Here is a 16898-nt window from a genome sequence, read left to right as displayed (position 1 = left end):
GTACCGTCCCCGGTGAGTCCGTTCTGTCCGGGTCCGCGGGCCCGGCGAGGAGGTGTGCGTGGCGCGGGAGACGCAGCGGCGTTCGCGGTGGCAGCTGACCACCCGCTCTCGGTTCGCCCTCGTGCTCGGGCTCGCCGGCCTCGCGGTCGCGGGCGTGCAGGTCGCGATGCTCAGCGACCCCCCGACCGTCATCCAGATCGTCGTCGTGGCGTTCTGGGGCCTCGTCGGCTTCGGGTACCTGCTCTCCGCCGCGGCCCAGTGGCTGCGCGGCCGCCGCGAGGCCGCGCCGACGCCTCCGGTGGCCGCGGCGCCGGTCGAGGAAATCGTCCCGGTGCCCGTCCGCCCGGCCCGGCCGCGGGCGCGGCGTGAGGAGTCGGCGGTGTCGTCGGCGTCGTCCCGCGACCGGCACGGTGCGCAGGATCGCGAGGTCGCGCGGCCTGCGGGAGGTGCCGCTCGCACCGAGGCGGTGCGCCCGGCCGCAACGCGCTCGACGCCGGCACGTCCGGCGCCGGTACGTCCCGGGGCTGCGCATCCCGAGCCCGCACGTCCCGAGCCCGCGCCGACCGAGGCCGTCCGCCCGGCCGCCGCGCGGTCCACGGCCGCGCGCCCGGCACGTCCGGAGCCGGCGCGTCCCGAGCCCGTACGTCCCGAGCCGGCGCGTGCGGCGCGCCCTGAGCCCGCGCGGCCCGCACGTCCCGAGCCCGCACGCACCGAGGCCGTCCGCCGGCCCGCGCCCACCGCGGTGACCGCGACAGCGCTTCCCCGACGCCCGGCGCCTCCGGTCCCGCAGCCGGCGCCCGAGCCGACCACCGTCGCGATCCGACCGCGCACCCCGGCGCCGACCCCGGCCCGCCCGTCGCACCCCGTACCCGCGGCGCAGCCGGCCACGGCGATGCTGCGCGGGTTCGACTCGTCGCTGTCCTTCGGCGCCGGGGCCGGCGACGACGGCAGCCGCCTCGACCCGCTCGACCCGGCCACGCCCGTCCCGGCGCTCGCCCTGCCCGCCGACGTCGCGCCGGCCCCGCGGCGCCCTGCGCCGATCTCCGGGCCGCTGCCGACGTTCGGGGACGTCGTCCGCGGCTCGGGCCGCCGCCACGCCGCGGACGAGGACGCGCCGGCTCCCCGCCGGCCGCGCCACCAGGCCGACGTCGAGGACCCGGTCGCGGCGCGGCGCGGCACCCCGGGACCCAACTCCGGCCGTCATGCGAGCGTCGGCCACGCCGGTCGGTAGCCTCGGTGCTGTCCGATCCGTCCCGATCCGTGAGGTACGTGATGACCGAGCCCGCCGAGCGCACCGACCCGACCGAGGGCGCCTCCGAGCCCGGGGTCAGCACGCAGCGACCCTGGATCCGGGTGGTGACCCTGATCGTCCTGGCGGCGTTCGTGATCGCGACCCTGGTGAGCGCCCTGGCCCTGTAGGCAGGATGCCGGGCGTGGACCCGGACGAGCTGGTCGAGCGCCTGCGCCAGGTGTGCCTCGCGCTGCCCGAGGTCACCGAGAAGGTCAGCCACGGGTCGCCGTCGTGGTTCGTGCGCAAGATGTTCGTGAGCTACGTCGGGCACCACCACGGCGACGAGCACCTGGCGATCTGGGTGGCCGCGCCCGAGGGGGCGCAGGAGGAGATGGTCACCGCCGATCCCGCCCGGTTCTTCCGCCCGCCGTACGTCGGGCACCGCGGCTGGCTCGGGATGCGGCTCGACGTCGAGACCGGGGGACCGGACTGGGACGAGGTCCGCGAGGTCGTCGCCGACGCCTACCGGGTCATCGCGCCGAAGAAGCTCGCGGCGCGCCTCGACGAGGGCGCTTGACCTCAGCGATGCTCGAGGTTCCACCCTGGTCGCCATGAGCACCGACCTCCCGGCCCTGCCCGACGACTTCGCCCGGGTCCTCGCCGTCGCCGCCCACCCCGACGACCTCGAGTACGGCGCGGCCGCCGCCGTCGCCGCCTGGACGTCGTCCGGACGGGAGGTGTCCTACGTCCTCGTGACGCGGGGCGAGGCCGGGATCGCCGACCTGCCGCCCGAGAAGGCGGGCCCGCTGCGCGAGGACGAGGAGCGGCGCAGCGCGGCGGTGGTCGGCGTGCACGACGTGCGCTTCCTCGAGCACCGCGACGGCGTCGTCGTCGAAGGTATCGACCTGCGCCGGGACCTGGCCCGCGAGATCCGCCGCGCCCGCCCGGAGCTCGTCGTCGTCAACAGCCACCACGAGACGTTCGGGCCCGGGGCGTGGAACAGCGCCGACCACCGGGCGGTCGGCCGGGCGACCATCGACGCCGCCGGCGACGCCGCCAACCGGTGGATCTTCCCGGAGCTCGTCGACGAGGGGTTCGAGCCGTGGCAGGTCCGGTACGTCGCGGTGGCGAGCTCGACGCAGCCGACGCACACGCTGGACGTCACCGGCCACCAGGAGGCCGCGATCGCCTCGCTCGCCGAGCACCAGGCCTACCTCACGGCGCTCGACCCGCGCCCGGTCGCCGAGCAGGCCCGCGAGGTGGTGCTCGCGACGACCGGCGGCGACGACGGGCGGGCGCGCGTCGACTTCGAGGTCTTCTAGCCCGGGAACAGGCCAGGAGCGGCGCGCCCGTCGGCCGGCGGCGCCGGCGAGGCGGCCGGCGCGGTCGGGGTGGTGGGCGTCGCGGTCGTTGTCGGGGCGGGCGTGGGCATCGGCGCGGCCGCGGCGAGCGCGGGCAGCACGCCCAGCGCGTGCCCGTCGGCGGTCGGGCCGCCGGCGAGGAGCGCCTCGCCCTCGGTCAGCGACGTGAGCCAGGGCGCCTGCCCGCACACCCCGTGGCCCGCGAAGGCCGGGCGCACGTCGACGAACCGCATCCCGGCGGCGGCGACGCGCTCGGCGAGCACGGTGTCGAGCCGGTTCACGGCGTCGTCGAGGCGCGTCGCCCGCGCGGCGTCGGCGGCCCCCGCGGGGCACGCCGTCCCCTCGGCCAGCAGCGGGTAGCCGGTGAACGTCACCGCGGCGCGCGGGGCGCGGCGGCGGATGTCGGTGAGCGCGGCGTCCAGCGAGCCCGGGAGTGCGCGCAGGGCCTGGTCGAAGCGGCCGGCGGCCTCGTCGCAGCGAGCCGGTGTGCCCGCGCTCGAGCACGCCGCGCCGAGGGCGCCGAGGCCGGTGGCGTCGGCGCCGACCGTCGCGGTGACGACCTCGGTGGCGTCCGAGAGCGAGCTGAACTGCCCGTTGCCGCCGCCGCCCGACGCCGACGCGCAGGCCCGCGACGTCCAGGCGGTCTCGCCGGCGGCGCGGGCGAGCAGCGCGGGGTAGGCGAGCGGGCTGCGCCGGCAGGGCCCGGACGCGGCCTCGACGCCGCCCGCCGCGGTGCCGGCGGCCCAGGAGTCGCCGAGCGCGACCCGCCGGGTGCCGTCACCCCCGCTGCCCGGGCTCCCGGCGCTCACCGCCGCCGCGGCGGGCACCGCCCCCAGCACCAGCGCCGCCGCCACCAGCGTCGCCGCCACCACCGACCGACCGCCCATGCCCGCCCCCGATCTCCGCAGTGATCACGCGAATCGACGGCGGTGAGTGTCGGTCTCGACAGCCACACGAGGGGGTGACGTCACGCCATCGAGGCCCGACCACCACCCACACGGGTGGAGTAGCGGCGGCTCAGGCGGCGGCGGGGACGGTGCCGAGGGCGGTCGAGTACCAGTCGAGGAACAGCTCCACCGAGGCCTCGACCACCGGGGACAGCGGGCCCGGCCGGTAGCCGCGCGAGGCGATGCCGGCGTAGTTCTTCTCGCAGAGCTCCCAGTCCTGCTCCGAGGTCGCCCGCCACACCGCCGCCAGCGCGTCCTCGTCGACGACGGCGTCGCGGGCGACGAGGAAGCAGAGCTCGACGTCGGTGGTGCCCGCGTCGACGGGGGTCAGGCGCGTGGTCACGGCGTAGTCGGCGTTGGCGTGCGCCCACAGGTTCGGCAGCGAGATCACGCGCAGGCTGCCGACGTCGGGGTCGGAGAGCGTGCCCATGGGCGGGGCGAGCGGGCGGCCGTCCAGGGTCTCGGAGAGGAAGCCGTCGCGCAGGGGCAGGCGCGCGACGCGGTACGGGGCGCCGTCGGGGAAGTTGACGTCCTCGCCGGGCAGGCCCTGCGCGGTCCAGTGCGCCCGGGCGTCGGCGAGGGCGCGCTCGTAGCGGGGGTTGGTGCGCACGTCGCCGTTGATGCCGACGTCGAAGTTGGACAGCGAGAACTCGGGGTGGCTGCCCGCGCAGTGGTAGCACTCGCGGTTGTTCTCGACGAGCGTCTTCCAGTTGGCGGCGACGCGGTAGTTCTCGCGCACGGCGATGCGCGCGTCGGCGAGCCCGTGCGGGCCGAGGCGGGGCTCGAGGGCGGCCGCGAACGGCTCGAAGTCCGGCGGCTCGTCCGCGAGGCAGACGAACACCAGCCCGGCGGTCTCGCGCACGGCGACCGGGGCGAGGCGGTACGCGCTCGTGGCGAAGCACTCGCCCATCAGCCGTGCCGAGCGCAGCGAGCCGTCGAGCGCGTAGACCCACTGGTGGTACGGGCAGACGAACGCCTTGACCTGCCCGCGCTGCTCAGGCGCGACGCGCGACCCGCGGTGGGCGCAGACGTCGTGGTGGGCGTGCAGGGCGCCGCCCTCGCCGCGGACGACGATCACGCGGTCGCGCCCGACGTCGACGGTGAGGTAGCGCCCGGGGGCGTCGAGCTCGGCGGTGTGGCCCGCGAAGAGCCAGTGCTCGGCGAAGACGCGGTCGAGGTCGGCGGCGAAGACTCCCGCGTCGGTGTAGGCCGCCTGCGGCAGCGACCAGCCGGGGGAGCGGGTCGGGAGCTCAGACATGGAAGGCGCGCCCCCAGCTCGGGTCGGTCAGGGCGGGGCGGTCGAGGGCGAAGGTACCGATCGGGTGCCTGCTGGCCCCCGTCGTCGCGAGCTCGGCCAGGATGCGCCCGATCAGCGAGGCGAACTTGAACGCGTGCCCGGCCCCGACGCCGACCGCGACGCGCGGCTCCCCGGGCACCGTGTCGATCACGTAGTGCTGGTCGGGCGGGATCGTGTAGAGGCAGGTCTTCGTGTACAGCTCCGGGCCGAGGAAGCCGGGGACGTGCTCGGCGAGGAACTCCTCCTGGCGCTTGCGGCGCAAGGGGTCGGGCTCGTAGGTGCGGGTGTCGGCGGTGACCTCGTGCCCGCCCATGTGCTGCCCGAGCTTCGTGGCGACCTCGCCGTGCACGGGGAAGCCGTAGAAGTTGTCGGCGCCGTGCCACATGAACACCGGGAACCGAGCCGGCGAGAAGTCGAGCAGGTTCGGCGTCGCGTAGTAGGTGACCTGCTCCTGGAGCACGGTCAGCGGGATCTCGGCCAGCCCGTCGAGCACCTCGTTGGTGCGCGCGTCGGCGGCGACGATCACGCGCTCGGCCCGGATGACCTCGTCGTCGAGGACGACCTCGACGTGGCCGGCGGTGGGGCGCAGGGCGCGGACGGGGCTGTGCTCGCGGATCTCCGCGCCGTGCCCGCGGGCGAGCGCGAGGTGGGTGGCGGTGGCGCGCGCGGCGTCGACGATGCCGGTGCGGCGCTGGTACATCGCCTCCTCGGTGCCCGCGAGGCGGAACTGGGGCCAGCGGCGCTGCACGGCCCGGGCGTCGAGCAGCTCGAAGTCGACGTCGTGGCGGTCGGCCACGGCGGCGTAGCCCGCGATGTCGCGACCGCCGGTGGTGAGGCCCTGGCGGGCCTCGACGTCCTCGATGATCAGGCCACCGGTCTCGGTGACGAGCGTCTGGCCGGAGACGCGCTCGACGTCGCGCCACGTGGCGTAGGCCTCGCGGGCGAGGGCGGCGTACGCGTCCTGGTGCTGGGCGTACCGGATGATGCGCGAGTGGTCCTGGCTCGCGCCGTGGTCGTGGCCGAGGGCGTGGCGCTCGAGGGCGAGCACGCGGCCGCCGAGCGAGCGGGAGAGCCAGTAGGCCGCGGCGGAGCCGAGGCCTCCGCAGCCGACGACGACGTGGCGGAGATCGGTGCGGGGGCGTGTGCGGGGCACGGTGATCACTCCGGGTGTGTTCTCGGATGTGCTCCCACCTTCGGCGCTCACCCGGCCGCGTGGTGCGGATCCGCGATCGCCCCTGCCTCTGCTCTCATCAGGTCCGGCTTATGAGAGCGCCCCGCTCGCGGACGGGCGCAGGGCAGGATCGGTGCATGGACGTCGAGCTGAGGCAGCTGCGGGTGTTCCTCACCGTGGCGTCCGAGCTGCACTTCAGCCGCGCCGCCAAGCGGCTGCACGTCAGCCAGCCGGCGCTCTCGCAGCAGATCCGCGCGCTGGAGAAGACCCTCGGCGCCGCGCTGTTCGACCGCTCGAGCCGGGCGACGGAGCTGACGCCCGCCGGACGGGTGCTGCTCGACGCGGCGCCGCGGGTGCTGTTCGAGGCCGAGCGCGCGCAGACGCTGGTGACGCAGGCGTCGAACGGGGCGGTGGGCCTGCTCGTGGTGGGGTCGGTGGGCACGGCGCTCGCCTCGATCACGCCGCGGATCCTGCGCTCGATGCGCGCGTCGTTCCCCGACCTGCAGCTCGAGGTCTCCCAGCAGGACACCGCCGCGCAGCTCGTGGCGATCGCCGACGGCCGGCTGGACGTGGGCCTGGTGCGCGCCGCGCCGCCGACGGCGACGGTGGCCGTCGAGCACCTCGTCTCCGAGCCGCTGCTCGCCGCGCTGCCCGGCGACCACCCGCTGGCCGGGCGCGACGAGATCGAGCCCGAGGCGCTCGCCGACGAGCCGTTCGTGCTCTGGCCCCGGCCGCTGGGCACGGCGTTCTTCGACATCATCACGAGCTACTGCCGCGAGCACGGGTTCAGCCCGGACATCGTCGCCGAGGGCGCCGACATCGAGACCCAGCTCGGCCTCGTCGCCGCGGGGCTCGGGGTATCCCTGCAGCCGGCGTACTACGCGAACCTGCGCCCGCCGGGCGTGGTGTTCCGCCCGCTGTCGGGCGACGTGCCGATGGTGGCGCTGCAGGTCGCCTGGCGACGCACCGACCGCTCGCCGGCCGTCGCCCACTTCGTCGACGCCGCCCGCGCCCTGGGTACGTGAGCGCTTTCCCGCCCTATGGCGCAGGAAAGTACGCACGATGGGCCGACCGGAGTATGTGAGCGAACTTCGGGGCTATAGCACCGAAGTTCGCTCACATGGCTACCAGGGGACGTGCTCGCCGTCCTGGAGATAGGAGCCGGAGGGGAAGGCGCGGGGGGAGCGGACGACGTCGACGATCCCGGCCGCGCCGTCGGCGACCGGGCGCCCGTTCGCGCCGCCCATGTCGGTCGCGGTCCAGCCCGGCGACACCGCGTGCACCGCGATCCCGTCACGGTCCAGCGCGTCGGCGAACACGCGGGTCAGCGCGTTCACACCCGCCTTGGACACGCTGTAGGCCGGCGAGTGCGCGCCCATGCGGCTCAGGGACCCGAGCCCGCTGGTCACGTTGACGATCACCGGTTCGCGCCCGGCGCGCAGCAGCGGCGCGAAGGCCTGGCTCAGCCGCCACGGCGCGAGGACGTTGGTGCGCCAGGCCCCGTCGGCGACCTCGAGGTCCTCGGTGACCGGGTCGGCGCCGCTGTCGAAGTTCACCGCCGCGTTGTTCACCAGCGCGTCGAGCCGCCCGTGCCGGCCGTCGACCGCCTCCACGGCGGCCTGCACGGACTGGGGCTCGGTGACGTCGAGCGTGAGCGCCCACGCGCGCTCGCCCAGCTCCTTCGCCGTCGCCGCGGCCGCCGCGGGGTCGCGCGCGGCGACCACCACCGTGGCGCCGCCGGACACCAGCTGCCGCGCGATCTCGACGCCCAGCCCGCGTCCGGCGCCGGTGACGAGGACGATGCGTTCGCTCATGCCCCGCGAGTATCCGCCGGCGGCCGTCACTCAACCGACAGTTCACTCCCACTTCGAGTACGGTCGGGGCATCCGGACGTCCCGACGACGGGAGCGACGATGTCGACCACCCCCACCATTCCCCGCCACATGCAGCGGGACCGGTTCGCGCCCGTCCCGGAGACCCAGGCGGCCCGCGACGAGGACGACTTCCCGACGATCCGCACGTCCCTCGGCACCACCGCGCGCCTGATCACCCGGTACGCCGACGTGCGCGAGGTGCTGGGCGACGCCGAGCGGTTCTCCAACGAGGGCCTGCCGCCACTGCCGACGCCCGACGGCGAGGACCGCCGCGCCGGCAACCTGCTCGCCACCGACCCGCCCGAGCACACGCGGCTGCGCCGCCTGCTCACCGGCGAGTTCACGGTCAAGCGGATCCGCCGCCTCGAGCCGCGCATCACCGAGATCGTCGACGAGCACCTCGACGCCATGGAGGCCGCGGGCCCACCCGCCGACCTGGTCAGCGCGTTCGCGCTCCCGGTGCCGAGCCTGGTGATCTGCGAGCTGCTCGGCGTCCCGTACGCCGACCGCGACGATTTCCAGACCCGCTCCACCCGCCAGATCGACCTGTCCCTGTCCCTCGAGGAGCGCGGCCGCGTCGCCGCCGAGTCCCGTGCCTACATGGGCGAGCTCGTCGACCGCGCACGGTCCGCACCCGGCGACGACATGCTCGGGATGCTGATCCGCGAGCACGGCGACGACCTGACCCGCTCCGAGCTGATCGGGATCGCCTCGCTGCTGCTCATCGCGGGCCACGAGACAACGGCCAACATGCTGGGTCTCGGCACGCTCGCGCTGCTGCGCGCGCCCGACCAGCTCGCCCACGTCCGCGACGAGCCCGACGCCGTCGCGCCCGCGATCGAGGAACTGTTGCGCTTCCTCTCGGTCGTGCACTCCGGCATCCCGCGGTCCGTCCGCCACGACACGACGGTCGGCGGGCGACCGGTCGCGGCCGGCGAGCTGCTCGTCCTCTCGCTGCCCGCCGCCAACCGGGACCCCGCGGCGACCGACCACCCCGACGACCTCGACGTCACCCGCGCCGTCGCCCCGCACGTCGCGTTCGGCCACGGGGTGCACCATTGCCTCGGCGCGCCGCTCGCCCGCGCCGAGATGGCGGTGGCGTTCCCCGCACTGCTGCGACGGTTCCCCGGGCTCGCGCTGGGCATTCCGTTCGACGAGGTCGAGTTCCGCTCGGCCACCGTGGTGCACGGGCTGCGCGCGCTGCCCGTGACCTGGTGACCACCACCCCTTCGACCACCACACGAGGGAGAACCCACCATGAGGATCCAGGCCGACCGCGACGTCTGCATCGGCGCCGGCAACTGCGTGCTCGCCGCCGAGGACGTCTTCGACCAGGACGACGACGCGGTCGTCGAGGTCCTCCAGGACCACCCGGGGCCCGACCAGGAGTCCGAGGTCCGCAACGCCGTCGCGCAGTGCCCGTCCGGGGCGCTCTCGCTCGTGGACGACTGATCCCGCCCGGCTAGGCTCACGCGATGTCCGCTCCGTCCGATCCGGTGATCCGGCCACCGGACCGCCCGCTGCGCGCGGACGCCGCCCGCAACCACGCCGCGATCCTCGCCGCCGCGCGGGCCGCCCTCGAGGCCGACGGGCCGGACGTCGCGCTCGAGGAGGTCGCCCGGCGCGCGGGGGTCGCGCCGTCAACGCTCTACCGCCGCTTCGCGGGCCGTGACGAGCTGGTCGCCGCGGTGCTCGAGGACTACGTCGCCGAGTCGGTGGAGCCGCTCCTGGCCCGCGCCGCCGCCGTCGACGACCCGTGGACGGCGCTCACCGGCGTGCTCGAGGGGCTCGTCGACGGCGTCACCCGCCACCGGGGCCTGCTGACGGCCGCCAAGGCCGTCGGGGCGTTCACCCCCGAGCTCGCCGCCCGCACGCTCGCCCCGCTCGGCGAGCTGCTGCGCCGCGGACAGGCCGCCGGCGTCGTGCGCGCCGACCTCGAGCCGACCGACCTGCTGGTCGTCGTGCACATGACCGTGGTCACCGCCGAGCACGACTCGCGGCGCTGGCCGCGCTACCTCAACCTGCTCCTCGACGGGATGGCCGCGCGCCGCGGGTGATCCGCGCCCTTAGTCTCTGCGCCGTGATCAGGGGATGGACGGTCCACGGCGACGGACGGGCGCCGGCGCCCGGGGAGGTCGTCAAGCCCGACGAGCGGTTGTCCTGGGGTCGCACGGTGGGCCTCGGCGCCCAGCACGTCCTGGCGATGTTCGGGGCGACGTTCGTCTTCCCCGTGCTCATGGGCCTCGACCCGAACCTCGCGATCCTGCTCTCCGGGCTCGCGACGATCCTGTTCCTGTTGATGACGCGCGGGCGCGTGCCGAGCTACCTCGGGACCAGCGCGTCGTTCGTCGGCGTCGTCGCCGCGGTCCGCGCCGACGGGGGCACGAGCGCCGAGGTCACCGGGGCGATCGCGGTCTGCGGCGTGGTCGTCGCCCTCGTCGGGCTCGCCGTGCACCTCGGCGGGTCGCGGATCGTCTCGGCGATCCTGCCGCCGGCCGTGACGGGCGCGGTCGTGCTGCTCATCGGCTTCAACCTCGCCCCGGTCGTCGCCGGCACCTACTGGCCCCAGGACGAGCTGGTCGCGCTGATCACGATGCTCGTCGTCATGGTCACCGCGGTCGCGGGACGCGGCATGCTCTCGCGGCTCGGCGTGCTGGTCGGGCTCGTCGTCGGCTTCGCGCTCTCGCTGCTGCTCGACGCGACCCTCGGCCCGATCACCGGCCCGGACCCCTCGGGCGTCGTGTCCACCCACCCGCGCGTCGACCTCTCCGGGGTCGGCGACGCGCCCTGGATCGGGCTGCCGCTCGGCACGCCGGAGCTGCCCGGACTGCACCTGCCCGCGTTCAGCGCCTCGGCGATCCTGCTGATCGTCCCGGTGGCGATCGCCCTGATCGCCGAGAACACCGGGCACGTCAAGGGCGTCGCGAGCATGACCCGCGAGGACCTCGACCCCTACCTCGGCCGGGCGCTCGCCGCCGACGGCATCGCGACGGCCGTGGCCGGCGGCGTCGGCGGCTCGCCGACCACGACCTACGCCGAGAACATCGGCGTGATGGCCGCGACCCGCGTCTACTCGACCGCGGCGTACTGGGTGGCGGCGGGCGTGGCGATCCTCATCGGCTTCTGCCCGAAGTTCGGCGCGGTCGTCGCGGCCACGCCCGGCGGCGTGCTCGGCGGCATCACGGTCGTGCTCTACGGGATGATCGGCCTGCTCGGGGCCCGGATCTGGGTCGAGAACAAGGTCGACTTCTCCCGTCCCGAGGTCCTCGTCCCGCTCGCGGCGGGGATCGTCATCGGCATCGGCGACGTTGCCCTGACCCTGGGCGGCGGGTCGCTGTCGGGGATCGCGCTGGGCTCGATCGTCGTGATCGTCGGGTACCACGCGCTGCGGCGGCTGGCGCCGACACACACCCCTGATCAGCGCGACGACGAGGAAGTGGGCTAGCGAGTCGCCAGGCCGTCGAGCAGCGCCAGCAGTGCCCGCCCGTAGAGATCGGCCGGGACGGTGTCGCGGGCGAGGCGGCGGTGCTGGACGAGGCCGGTGAACAGCCCGAGCACGACGGCCGCGACCTCCTCGTCGGCGAGCGTCCACGTCACCCCGCGGCGCTCGCGCTCGGCGCGGATCAGCGGCAGCAGGTCGGCGCGCAGGCGCTCGTGGTGGGCCGCGAGGTCGGCGCCGAAGTCCGGGTCCCGGACGGCGTAGAGCCAGGCCTCGGCGCCGAGGAGGGCGGCGCGCTCGTCGTCGGCGGTGTCGGCGACCTGGCGGTCGAGGGCCTCGAGCGCGGACGGGAGGCCGTCGGCGAGGTGGTCGCGGGCGGCGCCCATCTCGGCGACGCGGCGCCGGTCCATGAGGGCGAGGAAGAGGTCCTGCTTGCTGGCGAAGTGCGCGTAGAGGGCGCCGACGGAGACGCCGGCGGTGCGGGCGATCTCGCCGACCGACGCGGCGCCGTAGCCCTTGTCGGCGAAGACGGTGGCGGCGGCGTCGAGGAGCCCGGCGTGCGTGCGCTCCTTGGCCTCGGCGCGCGAGCCGGAGCGGGGGGCGTCGGGGGACGACACCGCCACAGCCTCGCCGCGACCGAGGGGTCCGGCAAACTCGACGGGTGCGGGGCCCGGTGGCGATTCCGGCGCCACCGGGACCCGCACCCGTCACCTGCTCGTCCGCGCGCGCTCCGGCTCCCCCGATGGGTCGGAGCGCGGTGGGCTCAGAGCAGGCCGTCGACCACGTCGCCGACCGCGTCGCTCCCCAGCACGCTGCCCGCGGCGCTGCCGACGCCACCCAGGAGACCGCCGACACCCTGGGCGACGCCCGACACGAGGCCGGTGCGGTCGCCGTGGGTGCTCTCGTGCGTCGACCCGCTCCCGTCGTCCGACGAGTGGGACTCGGTCGCGCTCGCCACGCCGGACAGGGCGAGCGTGCCCGCCCCGGCCAGTGCCGTCGCCGCCGCGATCCGCTGCAGTCGCTTCATGCCTGATCTCCTCTTCGGGTGTCGGTCACCGCGGTGATCGCGGTGCCGAGGAGTCTCCCGAGGAGGTGAGCATCGGTTCATCGAGGGTGCGTTCGCTGAACGATCGCTCAGTCAAACGGACGGCGGTGGAGAGCAGTCCGAACGGAGCACTCAGATTGAGCAGATGGCTCTCAGGGACGCTCGACGGAGTGATGACTACGACGTTCAGGTGAAATGCCATTCGTGGTGTTCGCCGTCGGTGACATCTCCTGCTCCAGGCCCGAGGTCACGCGTCCATCGCGATGACGACCTTGCCGAGCACGTGTCCGTCCTCGACGGCGGCGAGCGCGTCGGCCGCCCGCGCGAACGGCAGGACGGTGCGCACCCAGGGGTCGAGCTCGTCGGCGGCCACGCGGGCGGCGAGGGCCTCGAGCACCGCGGTGCTGCGGTCGCGGGGGACGTCGCGGCCGCCGAGCTCGGCGACCAGCGGCTTGTCGGCGACCGAGAACAGCCGCGACGGGTCCACGATCGGGGCGACCGCGCGCAGGGCGTCCCCGCCGACGAGGTCGAAGACGCCGTCGACGCCGTCGGGGGCGGCGGCGCGCACGTGGTGGGCGACGTCGGGGCCGCCGACGACCGCGGTCGCGCCGAGGTCGCCGAGCAGGTCCTGCTTGCCCTCGCTCGCGGTCCCGATCACGTGCAGGCCCTGCGCGCGGGCGAGCTGCACCACGGGGATGCCGACCCCGCCCCCCGCCCCGTTGACGACGAGCGTGGCGCCCGCGGGCAGCGCGAGGGCGGTGAGCGCGTCGTAGGCCGTCCCGGCGGCGACGGGCAGGGCCGCGGCGTCGCGGGCGGACACCCCGGACGGGCGGTGCGCCGCGAACGACGCCGTGACGATCGCCTGCTCGGCCCACCCGCCGACCATGCCCGGGCAGCCCCCGAACACCTCGTCGCCGGGCGCGAAGCCCGTGACGCCCTCGCCGACGGCGTCGACCGTGCCGGCGACCTCGCGGCCGAGCACCGCCGGGCCCTGGTGGCCGTACTCGCCGCGTCGCAGCCGCCAGTCGCCCGGGTTCACGCCGGCGGCGCGGACCCGCACGAGGAGCTCGTCGGGGCCGGGCGCGGGCACCGGGACGTCGAGGTAGGCCTGCTGGTCGGGGCCGCCGGCCCGGAGGAATCCGTACGCGTGCACGGCTCCTTCCTACCGCGAACCGCGGGCCCTCCATCGGGTGAGCACCGCGGTCGCGACCGCCCCGGCCAGCGACAACCCGGCGAGTGCGAGCAGGTACGCCGCGAGCCACACGTGCTTGAAGATCTCGAAGTAGCCGTCGCCCGCCACCGCGACGACGACGAGCCCGAGCGCGGTCGCGGCGGCGAGTCCCGCCGCGAGCGACCAGCGCCCGGCGCGCCCCTGCCAGCGCGCGGTCGCCGCCGCGGCGAGGGCGACGACCACCAGCGCGGTCGGCAGCCACGGCGGGCGGCGGGTGTCGGCGAGGACCTGGGCGAGGTCGGGCTGGCGCGCCCCCGACCAGCCCGGGTGCCCGTCGGGTGACGAGGGCGCGCTGGACGGGGCGGGCAGGGCGTCGAGGTAGGGGAGGTCGGCGAGCGTGGTCGCCTGGAGGCCGACGCCGACCGCGCGCGCGGCCGCCGCCGGGTTCTCGGCGAGCAGGAGCAGCGCCGCGCGCCGCGTCTCGGCGGGCCGGCCGAGGATCGCGCCCTCCCACCACGGGACGCCGTCGGGGCGTGGGGGACCGTTGAAGTAGCCGTTGCCGGTGAGCGCGGCGGCCTGGGGCGGCAGGCCCAGCGGCGAGGTCGCCGACGGGCCGAGCTCGAGCAGGACCGTGGTGAACACCAGGTCGTGGGCGTTGACGGGCGCGTACGCCTGCTCCTGGCGGTCGAGCGCGGCGACCACGGGCGCGACGGCGAGCACCACGGTCACCAGCGCGACGACCGGGCCGACGACGCGGGGCCGCCGGACGCCGACCGCGGCGAGCGCGCACACGAGGACGGCCGCGCCGAGCACCGGGATGTAGGCGACCTTCGCGGTGGTGGCGACGAGCCCGCCGACCGCGGTCAGCGTCAGCGCGACGGCCCGCGCCGCCCGGTGCTCCCGGCGGGTCACCAGCAGCGCGGCCACCCCCACCGCCGTCGTCACGCACCCGAGCAGGCCCGCGGGCTCGCTGTAGGTGGAGACGAAGAAGCGGGGGAACGTGGCGGCGACCAGGGGGAGGACCGGGACCGCGACGACCAGGGCCTGCCGGCGCCCGGCGGCCGACGCGGCCCAGGCGCCGAGCCCGACCACGAGGCCGACCAGCAGGGCGTAGGTCCAGCCCAGCACGGTCGGCGACCACGTGCCCGGCGTGACGAGCGTCGTGGCGCGGGCGAGCAGGAGCGCCGAGGACGGCACCGGGTCGTCGCAGGTGATGGGCCCGACGGCGAAGTCGGTGGTCCACCCGCCGCGCCAGCTCGCGTAGCCGTCCATCGTGAGCGGGGTGAGGCCGGCGCCGCAGAAGAGGCGGTAGCCGTCGCCGTTGTCCTCGACGCCGAGGGTGAACAGCCGGGTGGCGAGCACGACGAGCAGGCTCGCGGCGAGACCGGACGCCACGCCGAGCAGCGCACGGTGGCGGGGCACGGAGCCGTCGGGGCGAGCCGGCTCGCTGGTCGCGGTCTGCTCCGCCGTCCCGGTGGCCATCGGCGCCCATGATGCCCGAGCCCGGGTGGTCAGCTCCGGGCGCCGTGCAGGTCGAGCAGCAGCGCGATCTCGGCGCCGTGGTGGAGCAGCTCGCGGTGGATGTGCAGCACGAGCACCGCCATCGGCTCGGCCGCGTACGGGCCCTCGCTCGGCCCGCACGGCTCCTCGAGGTCGGCGCCGCGCACGCCGGCGGTCCACGCCGCGTAGGCGTCGTCGAGCTGGTCGAGGGCCTCGCGCGCGGTCGGGGCGTAGTGGTGGGTGGCGTAGTCGACCGGCGGGCCGCCGAAGTGGCCCGCGACGCGCATCGCGAGCACGCCGACGACGACGTGCCCCAGGCGCCAGGCGATCGTCGTGACCGGTGGCGGGTCCGGGGCGGGGAACGCGAAGTCGATGACCATGTCGCCCGCGCCGGCGGCCATCGGCGTCGTCGCCTCCGCGCGGGGCCGCACGCTCCACGCGCCCGGCGCGGGCTCCCAGAGGTACTGCTCGTCGGTCAACGTCTCGAGGCGCGGCCGGAACGCCCCGCGCCACTGGAAGTCGATCTGGTCGAGCAGCAGCGCGTTCCAGTCCAGCGTCATGGCGGGACGGTAGCGGCGGGGTCCGACGGCCCTGTCCGGTCGGACGGGGACGGAGGAGCGTGGGCGCACCAGACTGTGTGTCGACGATCACTCCAGGAGGTTCACACCATGAGCAGGACGATCGACGGTTCGGGGATCGACAAGGTGCTGGCGGGGGCGGTCGAGGACGGCGCCGTGCCGCACGTCGTGGCCATCGCCGCCGACGCCGACGGCGTGTTCTACGAGGGCGGCGCCGGGCCGCGCGCCGTCGGGGAGCCCGACCAGGTCTCGGGCGGCACCCACTTCCGGATCATGTCGATGACCAAGATGGTCGCCACGACCACCGCGCTGCAGCAGGTGGAACGCGGCGAGCTGGACCTCGACGCGCCCGTCGAGGAGTACGTCCCGTCGTTCGCGGAGATCCAGGTCCTCGAGGGCTTCGACGGCGACACCCCGCGGCTGCGCGCGCCCGCGAGCAAGGCGACCGTGAAGCACCTCGTCACCCACACCTCGGGCCTGAGCTACTGGTTCTGGAACGCCGACATCGGCCGCTACGAGCAGGTGACGGGCGTGCCGAACGTCGTCCCCGGCGACAAGCGCGCCCTGTTCGCGCCGATGATCGCCGACCCGGGCACGCGCTACGAGTACGGCATCAACACCGACTGGCTGGGCCAGGTCGTCGAGGCCGTCGCGGGCACGACCCTCGACGTCGTCATCAAGGAGAACGTCACCGGTCCGCTGGGCATGGACGACACGATGTTCGCCCTCGACGACGGCCGGCAGGGCAACAAGACCCCGGTGCACGTGCGCGGCGAGGACGGCGCGTGGATGTCGGCCGGCAACTTCCTCCCCGACTACCCCGAGTGGTGGCCCGGCGGGCACGGCCTGCACTCGACGCCGCGCGACTACATCCGCTTCGAGCGCGCCCTGCTGCGCGGCGGCGAGCTCGACGGGGCGCGCATCCTGCGCCAGGAGACCGTCGACGCCGCGTTCTCCGACCAGCTCGGCGGCATCCCGCTGCCCGAGGAGATCGCGACCGCCGACCCGGCGACCACCGACAGCCTGCACCTCGGACCCGGCTTCACCTGGGGCTACGGGCTGCTGCTCAACACCGAGGACGTCCCCGGCCGGCGTCGCGCGTGGAGCGGGGCGTGGGCGGGTCTGCTCAACACGCACTTCTGGATCGACCGCACGACGGGCATCTGCGCGTCGATCTACACCAACTCGCTGCCGTTCATCTCCGAGAACGAGGCGTGGAAGCTCTACGGCGACTTCGAGACGGCGCTCTACGCCGCCCTCTGACGATCGCCCTGTGACGCGAGA

General features: G+C 75.5%; 19 protein-coding genes. 10 read left to right on the top strand and 9 right to left on the bottom strand.

Annotated features, from left to right (window positions below):
* Positions 1-58 precede the first annotated feature (58 nt).
* Genes EV188_RS21435 through EV188_RS21425 form a run of 4 tightly spaced genes read left to right on the top strand, consistent with a single transcriptional unit; the run spans position 59 to position 2553 of the window.
* Positions 59-1231, top strand: a complete 1173-nt coding sequence (locus EV188_RS21435; RefSeq protein ID WP_133828332.1) for a hypothetical protein — start codon at positions 59-61, stop codon at positions 1229-1231.
* Between the two features lie 41 nt (positions 1232-1272).
* Positions 1273-1419: a hypothetical protein gene (locus EV188_RS31850; RefSeq protein ID WP_166660005.1), complete on the top strand. Its 147-nt coding sequence runs from the start codon at positions 1273-1275 to the stop codon at positions 1417-1419.
* Positions 1420-1433: 14 nt separating this feature from the next.
* A complete protein-coding gene (locus tag EV188_RS21430) occupies positions 1434-1808 on the top strand; it encodes an MmcQ/YjbR family DNA-binding protein (RefSeq protein WP_424922946.1) in 375 nt (124 codons plus the stop codon).
* A gap of 34 nt (positions 1809-1842) precedes the next feature.
* Positions 1843-2553, top strand: a complete 711-nt coding sequence (locus EV188_RS21425; protein WP_133828330.1) for a PIG-L deacetylase family protein — start codon at positions 1843-1845, stop codon at positions 2551-2553.
* Here EV188_RS21425 and EV188_RS21420 read toward each other — a convergent pair.
* From EV188_RS21420 to solA, 3 genes are all read right to left on the bottom strand, one after another.
* The gene (locus tag EV188_RS21420; RefSeq protein ID WP_133828329.1) at positions 2550-3479 is read right to left on the bottom strand and encodes a GDSL-type esterase/lipase family protein; all 930 of its coding nucleotides are present in this window, start codon (positions 3477-3479) and stop codon (positions 2550-2552) included. The genes EV188_RS21425 and EV188_RS21420 overlap by 4 nt on opposite strands.
* Positions 3480-3609: 130 nt before the next feature.
* Positions 3610-4797, bottom strand: coding sequence for an aromatic ring-hydroxylating oxygenase subunit alpha (locus EV188_RS21415; protein WP_133828328.1), 1188 nt, complete (start codon positions 4795-4797; stop codon positions 3610-3612).
* On the bottom strand, positions 4790-5989 hold the full coding sequence (gene solA / locus EV188_RS21410; protein ID WP_166660004.1) for an N-methyl-L-tryptophan oxidase: 1200 nt from the start codon (positions 5987-5989) through the stop codon (positions 4790-4792). The genes EV188_RS21415 and solA overlap by 8 nt, the downstream gene beginning before the upstream one ends.
* 155 nt (positions 5990-6144) lie before the next feature.
* Here solA and EV188_RS21405 point away from each other — a divergent pair, with 155 nt between their 5' ends.
* Entirely contained in the window at positions 6145-7032 is an 888-nt protein-coding gene (locus EV188_RS21405; RefSeq protein ID WP_133828326.1) for a LysR family transcriptional regulator, read from the top strand.
* Positions 7033-7131: 99 nt separating this feature from the next.
* On the opposite strand, the gene EV188_RS21400 is transcribed toward EV188_RS21405, so the two are convergent.
* Positions 7132-7821: an SDR family NAD(P)-dependent oxidoreductase gene (locus EV188_RS21400; protein ID WP_133828325.1), complete on the bottom strand. Its 690-nt coding sequence runs from the start codon at positions 7819-7821 to the stop codon at positions 7132-7134.
* A gap of 99 nt (positions 7822-7920) precedes the next feature.
* On the opposite strand from EV188_RS21400, the gene EV188_RS21395 reads away from it, so the two are divergent.
* From EV188_RS21395 to EV188_RS21380, 4 genes are read left to right on the top strand one after another with little or no spacing between them, the layout of a single operon-like run.
* On the top strand, positions 7921-9099 hold the full coding sequence (locus tag EV188_RS21395) for a cytochrome P450 (protein ID WP_133828324.1): 1179 nt from the start codon (positions 7921-7923) through the stop codon (positions 9097-9099).
* Positions 9100-9138: 39 nt separating this feature from the next.
* Positions 9139-9333: a ferredoxin gene (locus EV188_RS21390; RefSeq protein WP_133828323.1), complete on the top strand. Its 195-nt coding sequence runs from the start codon at positions 9139-9141 to the stop codon at positions 9331-9333.
* A 23-nt stretch (positions 9334-9356) separates the two neighbouring features.
* Positions 9357-9938, top strand: a complete 582-nt coding sequence (locus EV188_RS21385; protein ID WP_133828322.1) for a TetR/AcrR family transcriptional regulator — start codon at positions 9357-9359, stop codon at positions 9936-9938.
* A 23-nt stretch (positions 9939-9961) separates the two neighbouring features.
* Positions 9962-11326 carry a uracil-xanthine permease family protein gene (locus EV188_RS21380; protein WP_133828321.1) on the top strand — a complete coding sequence of 455 codons (1365 nt, stop codon included), beginning with the start codon at positions 9962-9964 and terminating at the stop codon, positions 11324-11326.
* Here the strand turns inward: EV188_RS21380 and EV188_RS21375 are convergent.
* From EV188_RS21375 to EV188_RS21355, 5 genes are all read right to left on the bottom strand, one after another.
* On the bottom strand, positions 11323-11937 hold the full coding sequence (locus EV188_RS21375; RefSeq protein WP_166660003.1) for a TetR/AcrR family transcriptional regulator: 615 nt from the start codon (positions 11935-11937) through the stop codon (positions 11323-11325). The two genes, EV188_RS21380 and EV188_RS21375, sit on opposite strands and share 4 nt — an antisense overlap.
* Positions 11938-12083: 146 nt before the next feature.
* The gene (locus EV188_RS21370) at positions 12084-12347 is read right to left on the bottom strand and encodes a hypothetical protein (RefSeq protein WP_133828319.1); all 264 of its coding nucleotides are present in this window, start codon (positions 12345-12347) and stop codon (positions 12084-12086) included.
* Between the two features lie 265 nt (positions 12348-12612).
* Complete coding sequence (locus tag EV188_RS21365; protein ID WP_133828318.1) at positions 12613-13518, bottom strand: NADP-dependent oxidoreductase; 906 nt, start codon at positions 13516-13518, stop codon at positions 12613-12615.
* Between the two features lie 9 nt (positions 13519-13527).
* Positions 13528-15018: a glycan biosynthesis hexose transferase WsfD gene (gene wsfD / locus EV188_RS21360; RefSeq protein WP_133828317.1), complete on the bottom strand. Its 1491-nt coding sequence runs from the start codon at positions 15016-15018 to the stop codon at positions 13528-13530.
* Between the two features lie 29 nt (positions 15019-15047).
* The gene (locus EV188_RS21355; RefSeq protein ID WP_133828316.1) at positions 15048-15596 is read right to left on the bottom strand and encodes a DinB family protein; all 549 of its coding nucleotides are present in this window, start codon (positions 15594-15596) and stop codon (positions 15048-15050) included.
* A gap of 108 nt (positions 15597-15704) precedes the next feature.
* Between EV188_RS21355 and EV188_RS21350 the strand changes: the two genes are divergently transcribed.
* A complete protein-coding gene (locus EV188_RS21350; protein ID WP_133828315.1) occupies positions 15705-16877 on the top strand; it encodes a serine hydrolase domain-containing protein in 1173 nt (390 codons plus the stop codon).
* The last annotated feature ends 21 nt before the right edge of the window (positions 16878-16898 follow it).

The sequence above is a fragment of the Actinomycetospora succinea genome (assembly GCF_004363095.1).
Classification (GTDB): domain Bacteria; phylum Actinomycetota; class Actinomycetes; order Mycobacteriales; family Pseudonocardiaceae; genus Actinomycetospora; species Actinomycetospora succinea.
This window is presented reverse-complemented; position numbering and strand designations above follow the sequence as displayed.